This window comes from Aeromicrobium sp. EU05-FHT14F07 (assembly GCF_058790455.1).
In genome coordinates this window covers 78,839-91,929 of sequence record NZ_JBYTCR010000009.1, presented here as the reverse complement: position 1 = coordinate 91,929, position 13,091 = coordinate 78,839, and the positions used below count along the sequence as shown (strand labels likewise).

Annotated in this window: 11 protein-coding genes; 9 read left to right on the top strand and 2 right to left on the bottom strand. The window is 71.7% G+C overall.

Annotation, left to right across the window (positions count from 1 at the left end; all coding sequences use genetic code 11):
• The first annotated feature begins 12 nt into the window (after positions 1–12).
• From AC3WRM_RS10055 to AC3WRM_RS10015, 9 genes are all read left to right on the top strand, one after another.
• Complete coding sequence (locus AC3WRM_RS10055) at positions 13–1,176, top strand: amidohydrolase (protein WP_492248165.1); 1,164 nt, start codon at positions 13–15, stop codon at positions 1,174–1,176.
• A 99-nt stretch (positions 1,177–1,275) separates the two neighbouring features.
• Entirely contained in the window at positions 1,276–2,364 is a 1,089-nt protein-coding gene (locus AC3WRM_RS10050; protein WP_492270922.1) for a BMP family lipoprotein, read from the top strand.
• Between the two features lie 146 nt (positions 2,365–2,510).
• Positions 2,511–4,097: an ABC transporter ATP-binding protein gene (locus AC3WRM_RS10045; protein ID WP_492248167.1), complete on the top strand. Its 1,587-nt coding sequence runs from the start codon at positions 2,511–2,513 to the stop codon at positions 4,095–4,097.
• Positions 4,094–5,212 (top strand): ABC transporter permease, encoded by a 1,119-nt coding sequence (locus tag AC3WRM_RS10040; protein WP_492248168.1) that lies wholly within the window; start codon positions 4,094–4,096, stop codon positions 5,210–5,212. Before AC3WRM_RS10045 ends, AC3WRM_RS10040 begins: the two co-directional genes overlap by 4 nt.
• The gene (locus tag AC3WRM_RS10035; protein ID WP_492248169.1) at positions 5,209–6,471 is read left to right on the top strand and encodes an ABC transporter permease; all 1,263 of its coding nucleotides are present in this window, start codon (positions 5,209–5,211) and stop codon (positions 6,469–6,471) included. The genes AC3WRM_RS10040 and AC3WRM_RS10035 overlap by 4 nt, the downstream gene beginning before the upstream one ends.
• The gene (locus AC3WRM_RS10030; protein ID WP_492248170.1) at positions 6,471–6,944 is read left to right on the top strand and encodes a cytidine deaminase; all 474 of its coding nucleotides are present in this window, start codon (positions 6,471–6,473) and stop codon (positions 6,942–6,944) included. The genes AC3WRM_RS10035 and AC3WRM_RS10030 overlap by 1 nt, the downstream gene beginning before the upstream one ends.
• Complete coding sequence (locus AC3WRM_RS10025; RefSeq protein WP_492248171.1) at positions 6,941–8,143, top strand: cytochrome P450; 1,203 nt, start codon at positions 6,941–6,943, stop codon at positions 8,141–8,143. The genes AC3WRM_RS10030 and AC3WRM_RS10025 overlap by 4 nt, the downstream gene beginning before the upstream one ends.
• Positions 8,140–9,423 carry a thymidine phosphorylase gene (locus tag AC3WRM_RS10020; RefSeq protein ID WP_492248172.1) on the top strand — a complete coding sequence of 428 codons (1,284 nt, stop codon included), beginning with the start codon at positions 8,140–8,142 and terminating at the stop codon, positions 9,421–9,423. Before AC3WRM_RS10025 ends, AC3WRM_RS10020 begins: the two co-directional genes overlap by 4 nt.
• Before the next feature lie 20 nt (positions 9,424–9,443).
• Positions 9,444–9,914, top strand: coding sequence for a MaoC family dehydratase (locus AC3WRM_RS10015; RefSeq protein ID WP_492248173.1), 471 nt, complete (start codon positions 9,444–9,446; stop codon positions 9,912–9,914).
• Between the two features lie 808 nt (positions 9,915–10,722).
• Here AC3WRM_RS10015 and AC3WRM_RS10010 read toward each other — a convergent pair.
• Entirely contained in the window at positions 10,723–11,625 is a 903-nt protein-coding gene (locus AC3WRM_RS10010) for an aldehyde dehydrogenase family protein (RefSeq protein WP_492248174.1), read from the bottom strand.
• The gene (locus AC3WRM_RS10005) at positions 11,625–13,073 is read right to left on the bottom strand and encodes an aldehyde dehydrogenase family protein (RefSeq protein WP_492248175.1); all 1,449 of its coding nucleotides are present in this window, start codon (positions 13,071–13,073) and stop codon (positions 11,625–11,627) included. Before AC3WRM_RS10005 ends, AC3WRM_RS10010 begins: the two co-directional genes overlap by 1 nt.
• Between the last annotated feature and the right edge of the window lie 18 nt (positions 13,074–13,091).

Here is a 13,091-nt window from a genome sequence, read left to right as displayed (position 1 = left end):
TATCCTGGCCGAATGTCCGTCGAAGCCATCGCCCGCTCGATCGAGGTCGTCACGCCCGACCTGATCGAGCTGCGCCGCGACCTGCACGCCAGCCCCGAGCTGTCGTGGCACGAGGAGCGCACCACCGACGTGGTGGCCGGGTGGATGGACAAGCTGGGTCTCGCCCACGAGCGGTTCGAGGGCACCGGGCTGGTCGCCGAGGTCGGCCCCGAGGAGGGTCCGATCGTGGCCCTGCGCGCCGACCTCGACGCGCTGCCCGTCGACGACACCACCTCCGACCCGTGGCGCTCCACGGTCCCCGGCGTCGCCCACGCCTGCGGCCACGACGTCCACGTCTCCGCACTGGTCGGCGCCGCGGTGGCGCTGCAGGAGCTCCACCAGTCCGGCGGCCTGCCCCGCCGGGTGCGGCTGATCTTCCAGCCGGCCGAGGAGGTCATGCCCGGTGGTGCGCTGCGGCTCCTGTCCGCCGGGGTGCTCCGCGGCGTCTCACGCATCGTGGCGCTGCACTGCGACCCCTCGCTCGACGTCGGCCAGGTCGGCCTGCGCGAGGGCCCGATCACCGGCGCGTCCGACCGGATCCAGGTGACCCTCTCCGGTCGCGGTGGGCACACGTCGCGTCCACACCTCACCGAGGACCTCACCTACGCGCTCGCGAGCCTGGTCACCCAGCTGCCCGCCGTGCTCTCGCGCCGCTTCGACCCGCGCTCCGGCGCGAGCCTCGTGTGGGGCGCCGTCCGCGCGGGCAACGCGCCCAACGTCATCCCCTCGACCGGTGAGCTGAGCGGCACGCTGCGCATGCTCGACTCCGCAGCGTGGCACCAGGCGGAGCACCTCGTCCGCGGCCTCATCGCCGACATCATCGAGCCGTTCGGCGTCAGCGCCGACGTGACCTACGTGCGCGGCGTCCCACCCGTGGTCAACGACTTCGGCGTCACCGAGGTCCTGCGTCGTGCCGTCTCCGACGCCATCGGACCCGCCGCCGTCGCCACCACGAGCCAGAGCCTCGGCGGGGAGGACTTCGCCTGGTACGTCGAGGCCGTGCCGGGGGCCATGGGGCGGCTCGGCACCCGCACGCCGGACGGCCCGACGTACGACCTGCACCAGGGCAACCTGCGCATCGACGAGCGCGCGATCGCGGTCGGCGCGAAGGTCCTGGCCTGCTCCACGCTGCACTAGCGCACCGCCCCGACCCGGCAAGGTGACGATCCGGTTACGGCCCGGGGCAATCGACGCGAGGCCCTCCCGCGGGACCCTGTGCGCGGTTAGGGTGCAGGCGTGCCGGGCTCGCCGGCGAAGTCTCGAGGAGGAACATTGCGTCGTCTCACGAAGGTCACCGCCGTCGCCGGTGTGGCCGTGCTCGTGCTCGCTGGTGCGGGCTGCGCCAAGAAGAGCACCGACAGCGAGGACAGCAGCGCCAGCGGCAAGGACTGCGTCGCCAAGGTCGACACCAAGGTCGGCATGGCCTTCGACGTGGGCGGTCGCGGTGACCAGTCGTTCAACGACTCCGCCGCCAAGGGCCTCGACAAGGCCGAGTGCGAGCTGGGCTTCGAGGTGCAGACCGCCGAGGCGCAGGACGGCGAGGCCGAGTCGGCGCGTGAGGGCCGCCTCCAGCAGCTGGTCGACGCGGGCTACAACCCCGTCATCGCTGTGGGCTTCGCCTACTCCTCCGCGGTCGGCAAGATCGCCAAGGAGAACCCCGACGTCAACTTCGCCATCGTCGACGACGCGGTCGAGGGCGACAACATCGCGAACCTGCTCTTCGCCGAGGAGCAGGGCTCCTTCCTCGTCGGCGCCGCTGCGGCGCTGAAGACCGAGTCCGACAACATCGGCTTCGTCGGTGGCGTCGAGACGCCGCTCATCAAGAAGTTCGAGGTCGGCTACGAGGCGGGCGCCAAGGCCGTCAACCCCGACATCAAGATCCAGAGCCGCTACCTGACGCAGCCGCCGGACTTCAGCGGCTTCGGCGACCCGGCCAAGGGCAAGACGGCCGCCGAGGGCATGTTCGACAAGGGCGCCGACATCGTCTACCACGCGGCCGGCGGCTCCGGCGCGGGTGTCTTCGAGGCGGCGAAGGACGCCGACGCGAAGGCGATCGGCGTCGACTCCGACCAGGCCCTCACGGCCGACCCGTCCGTGCGCGACGTCATCCTGACCTCGATGCTCAAGAACATCGACGTCGCCGTGTTCTCCTACCTGCAGGGTGTCGCCGACGGCAAGGCGCCGACCGGCCCGACCGTCTACGACCTCAAGGTCGACGGCGTCGGCTACTCCAAGACCGGTGGCCAGGTCGACGACATCGCCAGCAAGCTGGACGAGTACAAGAAGCAGATCGTGGACGGCTCCATCACCGTCCCGAGCGAGTGACGAGGATCCCTGCGATCCTGACGGCTTGACGCGGTCCGGCCCTGCGCGCGAGCGTGGGGCCGGACCGTGAGCCGTTCGTCCGACCTGTTCGACCCCTGCTCCCCCTCGCCCGGCCGACGGTCGGGCCCTCCGCAGAGGAGTGCTGCGTGACCACGTCCGTCCCCGACGGCACCACGAACCCCGAGACCGGCGACGTCGTCGTCCGGCTGCGGGGCATCGGCAAGACGTTCCCGGGCGTCATCGCCAACCACGACATCGACATCGACGTCCGCCGCGGCACCGTGCACGCCATCGTCGGCGAGAACGGCGCCGGCAAGTCGACGCTCATGAAGATCCTCTACGGCGTCCAGAAGCCGGACTCCGGGACGATCGAGATCCACGGCCGCCCCGTCGACCTGGGCTCCCCGTCGGACGCGATCGGCGCCGGCGTGGGCATGGTCTTCCAGCACTTCATGCTGGCCGACAACTTCACGGTGCTCGAGAACGTCGTGCTGGGTGCCGAGAAGCTGCACGGCATCGGCGACGCGGCGCGCGCGGAGATCCGGCGCCTGTCCGAGGCGTACGGCCTCGACGTCGACCCCGACGTGCTCGTCGAGGACCTCGGCGTCGGCGCACGCCAGCGCATCGAGATCCTCAAGGTGCTCTACCGCGGCGCGTCGGTGATCATCCTCGACGAGCCGACGGCCGTGCTGGTCCCGCAGGAGGTCGACGAGCTCTTCGACAACCTGCGCGAGCTGAAGGCCGAGGGCCTCGCGGTCATCTTCATCTCCCACAAGCTCGACGAGGTGCTGTCGGTCGCGGACACGGTCACGGTCGTGCGCCGTGGCACGACCGTCGACACCCGCCCCGCCGCCGGCGTCACCTCGCGCCAGCTGGCCGAGCTGATGGTCGGCTCCGAGCTGCCGAGCCCCAGCACCGAGACGTCGACCGTGACGGACCAGCCCGTCCTCGAGGTCCGCGACCTGACGCTGCCCGCACCGACGGCCGGGCTCGCCGGCACCGGCGGCCGTCCGCTGCTGTCCGACGTCGACCTGACCATCCACCGTGGCGAGATCCTCGGCGTGGCCGGTGTCGAGGGCAACGGTCAGGCGGAGCTCGTCGAGGCGATCATGGGCATGCGGCCCGGTGCCACCGGCTCCGTGCGCCTCTTCGGTGCCGACCTCGGCGGGCTGTCGACGCGCCGACGCCGGGAGGCCGGCATCGGCTACATCCCCGAGGACCGGCACCGTCACGCGCTGCTGCTCGACGCGCCGCTCTGGGAGAACCGGGTGCTCGGCCACCAGACACGCGAGCCCAACGTCTCGGGGCCGTTCATCGACCGCAAGGGCGCGCGCACCGACACCCAGCGCATCGTCGAGGAGTACGACGTCCGCACGCCCGGCATCGACGTGCTGGCCAGGGCGCTGTCGGGTGGCAACCAGCAGAAGCTCATCATCGGTCGTGAGATGACCGGTGAGCCGAGCCTGCTCGTCGCCGCCCACCCGACGCGCGGCGTCGACGTCGGCGCCCAGGCCGCGATCTGGGACCACATCAAGCGGGCCCGACGCGACGGCCTGGCGGTGCTGCTCATCTCCGCCGACCTCGACGAGCTCATCGGCCTGTCCGACACCATCCGCGTCATCCTGCGCGGCCGTCTCGTCCCCGGCGCGTTCGACCCGGCGACCGTGACCCCCCAGCAGCTCGGCTCCGCCATGACCGGCGCCGGCGACGACGCAGCAGGAGACGTCGCATGACCGACCAGCGACTCAAGCGCCTCGGCCTCGCGCTCGCGGCACCCGCGCTCGCCCTCGTGGCGGCCTTCCTGATCACGAGCCTCGTGCTCGTGGTGGCCGGCGACTCCGTCGGCGGGGTGTGGGGGCAGATCCTCAGCATCCCCGAAGCCCGCGGCCTGACGAACATCGTCAACAGCGCCACCGTCTACTACCTGTCGGGCGTCGCGGTGGCCATCGGCTTCCGGATGAACCTCTTCAACATCGGCGTCGACGGCCAGTACCGCGTGGCGTCGTTCGCCGCGGCGGTCGTGGCCGGCGAGGCGTGGCTGCCGGGCTGGCTCAACACGGCCGCCGCCATCCTGGCCGCGATGCTCGTGGGTGCCGCCTGGGCTGGCATCGCGGGCCTGCTCCGCGTGACCCGTGGCGTCTCGGAGGTGATCTCGACGATCATGCTCAACGCCATCGCCACGGCCCTCGTCGCCTTCCTGCTGCGCAAGGCGGCCGTCGACGACCCCGGCTCGAACATCACCGCGACGAAGGAGATCCCGGAGGGCAGCCGCATCCCCGGCTTCACGCTCTTCCCCGGCGCGCCGAACCAGGTGTACGGCTTCGTGTTCATCGCGATCGTCGTCGGCGTCGTGTACTGGCTCGTCATCAACAAGACCCGGTTCGGCTTCGACCTGCGGGCGACCGGGCTCTCGGAGACCGCCGCCGTGGCGTCCGGCATCGACGTCAAGAAGATGATCCTCGTCTCGATGCTGCTCTCCGGCGCCGCCGCCGGCCTGGTGGGCCTGCCGATCCTGTTCGGCGAGGCGTTCGCCTACGGCTCGACCTTCCAGTCCGGGCTGGGCTTCGCCGGCATCGCGATCGCGCTGCTCGGACGCAACCACCCCGTCGGCATCGCCCTCGGCGCGCTGCTGTTCGCCTTCCTCGACGAGCAGTCCAACCCGCTGCAGATCGTGCAGGACGTGTCGCCCGACATCGTCAAGATCACGCAGGGTGTCATCGTGCTGACGGTCGTCATCGCGTACGAGGTGGTGCGCCGCTACGGGGTGCGCCTCGAGCAGCGCCAGGTCGCCGCCGCCCTCGACGCGGAGCGACGAACAGGCTCCACGAGCAAGGAGGTCACGGGATGAGCGTCGCGACTCCTCCGGTCGGCGGGGCGCCGACCGCCGCCGCGGGCCGCTCCCGTGTCTCGTTCGCCAAGGTGCTGCTCGGCCTGGCAGGACTGCTCGTCCTGATGGCGGTGCTGCGCGTCGTCACCGGCGCCGACGACCTCGCGTCGTCGGGCACCCTGCGCGCGACGCTGGTCGCCGCCGTGCCCATCGGCCTGGCCGGTCTCGGCGGCCTCTGGGCCGAGCGCGCGGGCGTCGTCAACATCGGCCTCGAGGGCATGATGATCCTCGGCACGTTCGGTGCCGGGTACTTCGGCTACTTCTACGGGCCGTGGCAGGGCGTGCTCGGCGCGATCCTCCTGGGTGCCGCGGGCGGGCTGCTGCACGCGATCGCGACGGTCCTGTTCGGCGTCGACCACATCGTCTCCGGCGTCGCCATCAACATCATCTCCCTCGGTGCCGTCCAGTACCTGGCCGTCCTGGCGTTCACCGGCGTCCCCGGAGGCGGTCAGACGCAGTCGCCGCGCGTCGACGACCTCCCGGCGATCACGATCAGCGCGCTCGCCGACCCGCTCGGTGACCTCGAGGCGAAGAACTGGTTCCTGGTCTCCGACGCGGCAGCGCTCCTGCGTGCCCTCGTCTCGAACCTCAGCGTCCTGACGTTGATCTCGTTGGCCCTGTTCGCGCTCACCTGGTACGTCCTGTGGCGCACCCGGTTCGGCCTGCGCCTGCGGTCGGTCGGCGAGAGCCCGGCGGCGGCCGAGTCGCTCGGCATCGACGTCATCCGCTACAAGTTCGTCGCCGTCGTCACGTCCGGCGCCTTCGCCGGCCTCGCCGGCGGGTTCCTTGCGCTGGTCGCGGCCAACGGTTTCCGCGACGGCCAGACCGGCGGACGAGGCTACATCGGCCTGGCCGCCATGATCTTCGGCAACTGGCGTCCGGGCGGGCTGCTGGCCGGCGCGGGCCTGTTCGGCTACACCGACACGTTGCGCCTGCGCGGCGGTGGCGACACGATCCACGGCCTGCTGCTGCTCGTGGCCGTCGGCCTCGTCGCGCTCGCGGTGTGGCAGTGGCGCCAGCACGGCCGTCGGTCCGCGCTGGTCGCCGCGCTGCTCGGCGTCGTCGTGGCGCTCTGGTACTTCCTCACCAGCTCGGTGCCGGAGGACCTGACCGGCATGACGCCGTACCTGACCACCCTCCTGGTGCTCGCCCTGTTCTCGCAGCGCCTGCGGATGCCGGCCGCGGACGGCAAGCCGTACCGCAAGGGGAGTGCGGGATAGTGGCCGGCTCGTTCGGGCTCGGCATCAGCACCGCCGACGACCCCGTCGACTGGGACGCGCTCACCCGGTACGCCACCGAGGTGATGCAGCGGGCCTACGCGCCCTACTCGCAGTACAAGGTCGGCGTGGCCGGGCTCGTCGACGACGGTCGTGTCGTGCTCGGCTGCAACGTCGAGAACGCCGCGTACGGCGTCGCCCTGTGCGCGGAGTGCGGCATGGTCTCGGCCCTGCACGCGACCGGCGGCGGACGTCTGCGGGCCGTCGCGTGCGTCGACGGACAGGGCCGTCCCCTCATGCCCTGCGGCCGCTGCCGACAGCTCCTGTGGGAGAACGGCGGCCCGACCATGCAGCTGCTGACCGCCCGCGGCGTGGTCACGATGGACCAGGTGCTGCCGGACGCCTTCGACAGCAGCGACCTCGACGGCACCCACCTCGACGACCCGTCCGCCTCCGACCAGGAGAACCCCGCGTGAGCGCAGCGCTCGACCTGCCCGCACCCGACCTCACCGACCCCGCACTCCTCGACGACCCGTACCCGCTGCTCGCACAGTGGCGGGCCGCCGGAGCGATGCTACGCAGCGGCGAGGGGCGCTGGGTGGCCACCACCCACGCCGCCGTCGGTGCTGTGCTGCGCAACCGCGCCCTGGGCAGGCTGTGGACCGACTGGGAACCGGCGGAGCAGATGGAGCCCTTCAACACGCTCCACCGCAACCAGCTCATGGAGAACGAGCCGCCCGAGCACACCCGCATGCGGCGGCTCCTCGCCGGAGCGTTCGCGCGCGGTCACGTCGAGCGGATGGGTCCGCGCATCGAGACCCTCGCCGACGCCATGCTCGACGACCTCGAGGCCGACCTGCGGGACGGACGTCCCGTCGACCTGCTCGCCCGCTACGCGGAGCCGATGCCGGTGTTCGTCATCGCCGACCTGCTGGGCGTGCCGCGTGAGGACCACGAGCGCCTGCGCGACTGGTCGCAGGCCATCGTGCACATGTACGAGCAGGGCGTCGGCGACGACGTGCGGGCGGCAGCGGTGCGGGCGAGCAGCGAGTTCGCCGCGTACGTGCGCGACGTGGTCGCGCTGCGCCGGGCCGAGCCGGGCGAGGACCTCGTCAGCGACCTGCTGGCCGAGAGGGAGCAGGGGAAGGGCTTCTCCGACGACGAGCTCGTCGCGACCGTGGTGCTGCTGCTCAACGCGGGCCACGAGGCGTCGGTGAACGTGTTCGGCAACGGCATGCACGCGCTGCTCTCCCACCCCGACCAGCAGGCCCGGGTGGCGGGCGGCGAGGTCAGCGCGGCCACCGCGCTGGAGGAGCTCATCCGCTTCGACGCCCCGCTGCAGATGTTCGAGCGCACCGCCACGAAGGACGTCGACGTCGCCGGTGTCACCGTGCGCGCGGGCGAGACCGTCGCCTGCCTCATGGGCTCGGCCAACCGCGACCCCGCCGCGTTCGAGCGAGCCGACACCTTCGACGTCGGCCGCGACCCCAACCCGCACGTCGGCTTCGGCATGGGCCTGCACTTCTGCCTGGGCGCACCCCTCGCCCGCGTGGAGCTGGAGATCACCGTGCGCCGGCTGCTCGACCGCTTCCCGACCATCGCGCTGCACGGCGCCGCCCCGCGCCGCCCCACGTGGGTGCTGCGCGGCTACGAGTCCCTCGAGGTGACCCTGTGACCGAACCGTTCGACGCCCCCGCCGTCATCGCTGCCAAGCGCGACCGGCACCGGCTCACCGACGCACAGATCGACTGGGTCGTCGACGCCTACACGCGCGGCGTCGTCGCCCCGGAGCAGATGTCGGCGCTCGCCATGGCGATCCTGCTCAACGGGATGGACCGCGACGAGATCTCCCGCTGGACCGGCGCCATGATCGCCAGCGGCGAGCGCATGGACTTCTCCTCCCTCAGCCGGCCCACGGCCGACAAGCACTCCACGGGCGGCGTCGGCGACAAGATCACGCTGCCGCTCGCCCCGCTCGTGGCTGCCTGCGGCGTCGCGGTGCCGCAGCTGTCGGGACGAGGCCTCGGGCACACGGGCGGCACGCTCGACAAGCTCGAGTCGATCCCCGGCTGGCGCGCGGCGCTGAGCAACGAGGAGATGTTCGCCCAGCTCGAGGACGTCGGCGCCGTGATCTGCGCGGCCGGCTCGGGGCTCGCTCCCGCCGACAAGAAGCTCTACGCGCTGCGCGACGTCACGGGCACCGTGGAGGCGATCCCGCTCATCGCCAGCTCGATCATGAGCAAGAAGATCGCCGAGGGCACCGGCGCGCTCGTGCTCGACGTCAAGGTCGGGTCCGGTGCGTTCATGAAGGACGAGTCGCGCGCCCGGGAGCTGGCCGAGACCATGGTCGCGCTCGGCACCGACGCGGGTGTCACGACCGTCGCTCTGCTGACCGACATGTCGACCCCGCTGGGCCTGACCGCCGGCAACGCCCTGGAGGTGCGCGAGTCGGTCGAGGTGCTGGCGGGCGGGGGACCGTCGGACGTCGTGGACCTGACGCTCGCGCTCGCCCGCGAGATGCTGGCCGCCGCTGGTCGTGGCGACGTCGACCCCGCCGACGCGCTCGCCGACGGGCGCGCGATGGACGCCTGGCGGCGGATGATCGTCGCGCAGGACGGCGACCCGGACGCGCCGCTGCCGACTGCCCGCGAGACGCACGTCGTGACGGCGCAGGCTGACGGTGTGCTCACGTCGCTCGACGCCTTCGCCGTCGGCATCGCCGCCTGGCGTCTCGGCGCCGGCCGGTCGCGCCCCGGTGAGGACGTGCAGGCCGGCGCGGGCGTCGAGCTGCACGCCAAGCCGGGCGACGAGGTGCGCGCCGGTGCACCGCTGATGACGCTGCACACCGACACGCCCGAGCGCTTCGAGCGTGCGCTGGAGGCGCTCGACGGCGCTGCCGAGATCGGCTCCGGACCGTTCGTCCCGCGCGACGTCGTGCTGGGTCGCGTCGAGTGACGATGGCCTAGGGTCGAGACATGCGTGTGCTGAACGACCGGCAGGAGGTCGCCGAGTCGGTGGGGACCGAGCTCGGCGTGAGCGAGTGGGTGCAGGTCTCCCAGGAGCGGATCGACCTCTTCGCCGACGCGACCGGTGACCGCCAGTGGATCCACGTCGACCCCGAGCGCGCCGCGCAGGGCCCCTTCGGCGCGACCATCGCGCACGGCTACCTGACGCTGTCGATGCTTCCCTTCCTCGGCGCCCAGGTGTACGCCTTCGCCGGCGACGTCGCGCGGGTCAACTACGGCCTCAACAAGGTCCGCTTCATGACCCCCGTGAAGGTCGGCTCGAAGATCCGCAACCGCGTCAGCGTCGTCGACGTCCACGACACCGACCGCGGCCAGCAGGTCACCCTCCGCCACCAGATCGAGATCAAGGGTCAGGACAAGCCCGCCTGCGTCGCCGAGACCGTCACCGTCCTCATCGAGGCGGGCAGCCAGTCCGGCTGAGCAGCGCCTGCGGGGGTCTCGGCTCGGTGGTGCGCTGTCGCGGGTGGTCTCGTCCTGGTGGTGCGCTGCCGTAGGTGGTCTCGTCCTGGTGGTGCGCTGCCGTAGGGGGTCTCGTCTTGCTGGTGCGCTGCCGCAGGGGGTCTGGGGTTGCTGGTGCGCTGCCTCGGCCTTCGCTGGGGGTGGTCTCCGAAAGGGCCTCGACCGGGCGGCTGGGCGCGACCTGGTCTGGGTTCTCGGGGTGTGGCTCGCGCTGTGGACGCAAGGTTCTGCGTTTGCGCGTGCCGGCGGTGGATGCGCCACCTTCTGAGCGCTCTACAGGTGGCAGATCCACCGACGAGGGGCGAGGCGTGTGAAGGATTCTTCCTTCTCGTGGAACGGTCCACGAGAAGGAAGAATCCTTCGTCCCCCCAACCCAAAGGGCACCCAAGATTCTGCCTTCACGCGAACCAGACCGAACGCCTCTGCGTTCACGACGGGATCCCGTAGCAAACGCAGCATCCTTCGAACCCCAACGCACGAACGCAGAATCCTGCGTCCCACGCGGGCCGCAGCCCGAGACCCCAGACGAGCGCCCCGCCCAGCCGCCCGGTCGAGGCCCTTTCGGAGACCACCCCGAGCGCGAGCCGAGGCAGCGCACCAGCAAGACGAGACCCCCTACGGCGACGCACCAGCAGGACAAGACCCCCTACGTCACCGCACCAGCAACCCCAGGCCCCCTACAGCCCCCACCCACCCCGCGCTGTGTGGAGACGATGACGAAAGTTCGATGAGAGATCGTCGTCAACCGCACAGAACGCGGGTCACGGGGTCAGTACGCCGACCCGCCGGCCAGGGAGACCGCGCCGACGGGGTGCCAGACGGTCTTGGTCTCGAGGAAGGCGCGGAGGCGGGCGGTGCCGGGGGCGGCGGTGACGTCGGGCTCGCCCCCACCCGACCGTGCTCGTGGGGAGTAGACGCGCTTCACCGTGTCGGCGGCCGCGCGCTCCAGGGCGACGCGCTGGTCTGCGGGCACGCCGGTCAGGTCGAGGCCGTTGACGTCGCCGTGGCTGGCGAGCCAGGGCATGATCTCGGCCTGGTCGCCGGTCAGCAGGTTGACGACGCCCGCGGGGACGTCGCTGGTCGCCAGCACCTCCGCGAACGTCACCGCCACCGTCGGGTCGGCCTGCGACGCGACGACGACGGCCGTGTTGCCGCCCGCCAGCACCGGCAGCACGGCACCTACCAGGGGCAGCAGGGGCGACGCGGACGACGCGGCCACCGCGACGACGCCCGTCGGCTCGGGAGCCGAGTAGCTGAAGTAGGGGCCCGACACCGCGTTCGCGCCACCGAAGACGGCCGACAGCTTGTCGGTCCAGCCGGCGTAGTGCACGATCCGGTCGACCGCCGCGTCGACCTCGGCGCGCGCCTCGGCGGCCTTCACGCCCCGGCTCTGCACGATGAGCTCGACGACGTCGGCCCGGCGCGACTCGAGCATCTCGGCGACGCGGTAGAGCACCTGCCCGCGGTTGTAGGGCGTCGCCCCGGCCCACTTCGCCAGGCCCGACCGGGCGGCGACGACGGCGTTGCGGGCGTCCTTGCGGGAGGCGAGCGCGGCGTTGGCCATGAGCGAACCCTTCGTGTCGTGCACCTGGTACGTGCGGCCGGACTCCGAGCGCGGGAACGCGCCGCCGAGGTAGAGCTTGTAGGTCTTCGCGACCGCCAGACGTGCCATCAGAACGCTCCCTCGTCGTCGGTGTCGAGGTAGGCGGCCATGCCGGCCGTGCCACCCTCGCGGCCGAAGCCGGACTCGCCGTAGCCGCCGAAGGAGGCGGTCGGGTCGAACTTGTTGAACGTGTTGTCCCAGACGACCCCGGCCTTCAGACCCGCGGCCATGCCCATCGCGCGCGACCCCTTCTCGGTCCAGACGCCGGCCGACAGCCCGTAGGGCGTGTTGTTGGCCTTCGCGAGCGCCTCCTCGGGCGTGCGGAAGGTCAGGGTGGTGAGCACGGGGCCGAAGATCTCCTCGCGCGCCACCCGCATCGACGCGGTCGCGTCCGTGAACACGGTGGGCGCCACGAACCAGCCCCGCTCCGGCAGCGTGCAGCTGCTCGTCCAGACACCGGCGCCCTCCTGCGCGCCGACCTCGACCAACCCGGTCACCTTGTCGTACTGCATCTGGCTGTTGAGCGCCCCGACGTCGGTGTTCTTGTCGAGCGGCTCGCCGACGCGCAGCGTCTCGATCCGCCTCTTGAGCTTCTCGACGACCTCCTCGGCCACCGACTCCTGCACGAGCAGCCGCGAGCCGGCGCAGCACACCTGGCCCTGGTTGAAGAAGATGCCCGAGACGATCCCCTCGACGGCCTGGTCGATCGCGGCGTCCGCGAACACGATGTTCGCGCCCTTGCCGCCGAGCTCGAGAGTCAGCTTCTTGCCAGTGCCCGCGAGCTCGGACTGGATGCGCTTGCCCACCGGCGTGGAACCCGTGAACGCGACCTTGTCGACGCCGTCGTGGTTGACGATGGCGCTGCCGACGTCGCCGGCTCCGGGGAGGATGTTGACGACGCCGGGCGGCAGGTCGGCGTCGGCGAGGATCTCCGCGAGGATCAGCGCGGTGACGGGCGTGGTCTCCGCAGGCTTCAGCACGACGGTGTTGCCGGCGGCCAGGGCGGGGGCGATCTTCCATGCCGCCATGAGCAGCGGGAAGTTCCAGGGGATCACCTGACCGGCCACGCCGAGGGGACGCGGCGCGGGTCCGAGCCCGAGGTGGCCGAGCTTGTCGGCCCAGCCGGCGTGGTGGAAGAAGTGCTGTGCCGCGGTGGGCACGTCGAAGTCGCGGGTCTCGCGGATCGGCTTGCCGTTGTCGAGGGTCTCGGCGACGGCCAGCTCGCGGGAGCGCTCCGCGATCGCACGGGCGATGCGGAACAGGTACTTGCCGCGCTCCGCTCCGCCCATGCGCGACCAGGGGCCGTCGTAGGCGCGGCGGGCGGCGGCCACCGCCCGGTCGACGTCGGCCGCGGACGCGGTGCTGACGGTGGTGAGGGTCTCGCCGGTGGCGGGGTTGACGGAGGTCAGGTCGTCGCCGCCGCCATCGACGAACGCGCCGTCGAGGAACAGCTGGTAGCGCGGCTTGATCCCCGCGAGGGCGGCCGACTCCAGGGCCGGTGCGTAGGTGAGGTCCATGGGTGGGTCCTTCGGTGG

What these genes read in the sequence shown, in the direction of transcription:
- AC3WRM_RS10040 (WP_492248168.1), top strand. Translation starts at nt 4,094, where the DNA reads ATGACCGACCAGCGACTCAAGCGCCTCGGCCTCGCGCTCGCGGCACCC.
- AC3WRM_RS10035 (WP_492248169.1), top strand. Translation starts at nt 5,209, where the DNA reads ATGAGCGTCGCGACTCCTCCGGTCGGCGGGGCGCCGACCGCCGCCGCG.
- AC3WRM_RS10055 (WP_492248165.1), top strand. Translation starts at nt 13, where the DNA reads ATGTCCGTCGAAGCCATCGCCCGCTCGATCGAGGTCGTCACGCCCGAC.
- AC3WRM_RS10005 (WP_492248175.1), bottom strand. Translation starts at nt 13,073, where the DNA reads ATGGACCTCACCTACGCACCGGCCCTGGAGTCGGCCGCCCTCGCGGGG.
- AC3WRM_RS10015 (WP_492248173.1), top strand. Translation starts at nt 9,444, where the DNA reads ATGCGTGTGCTGAACGACCGGCAGGAGGTCGCCGAGTCGGTGGGGACC.
- AC3WRM_RS10010 (WP_492248174.1), bottom strand. Translation starts at nt 11,625, where the DNA reads ATGGCACGTCTGGCGGTCGCGAAGACCTACAAGCTCTACCTCGGCGGC.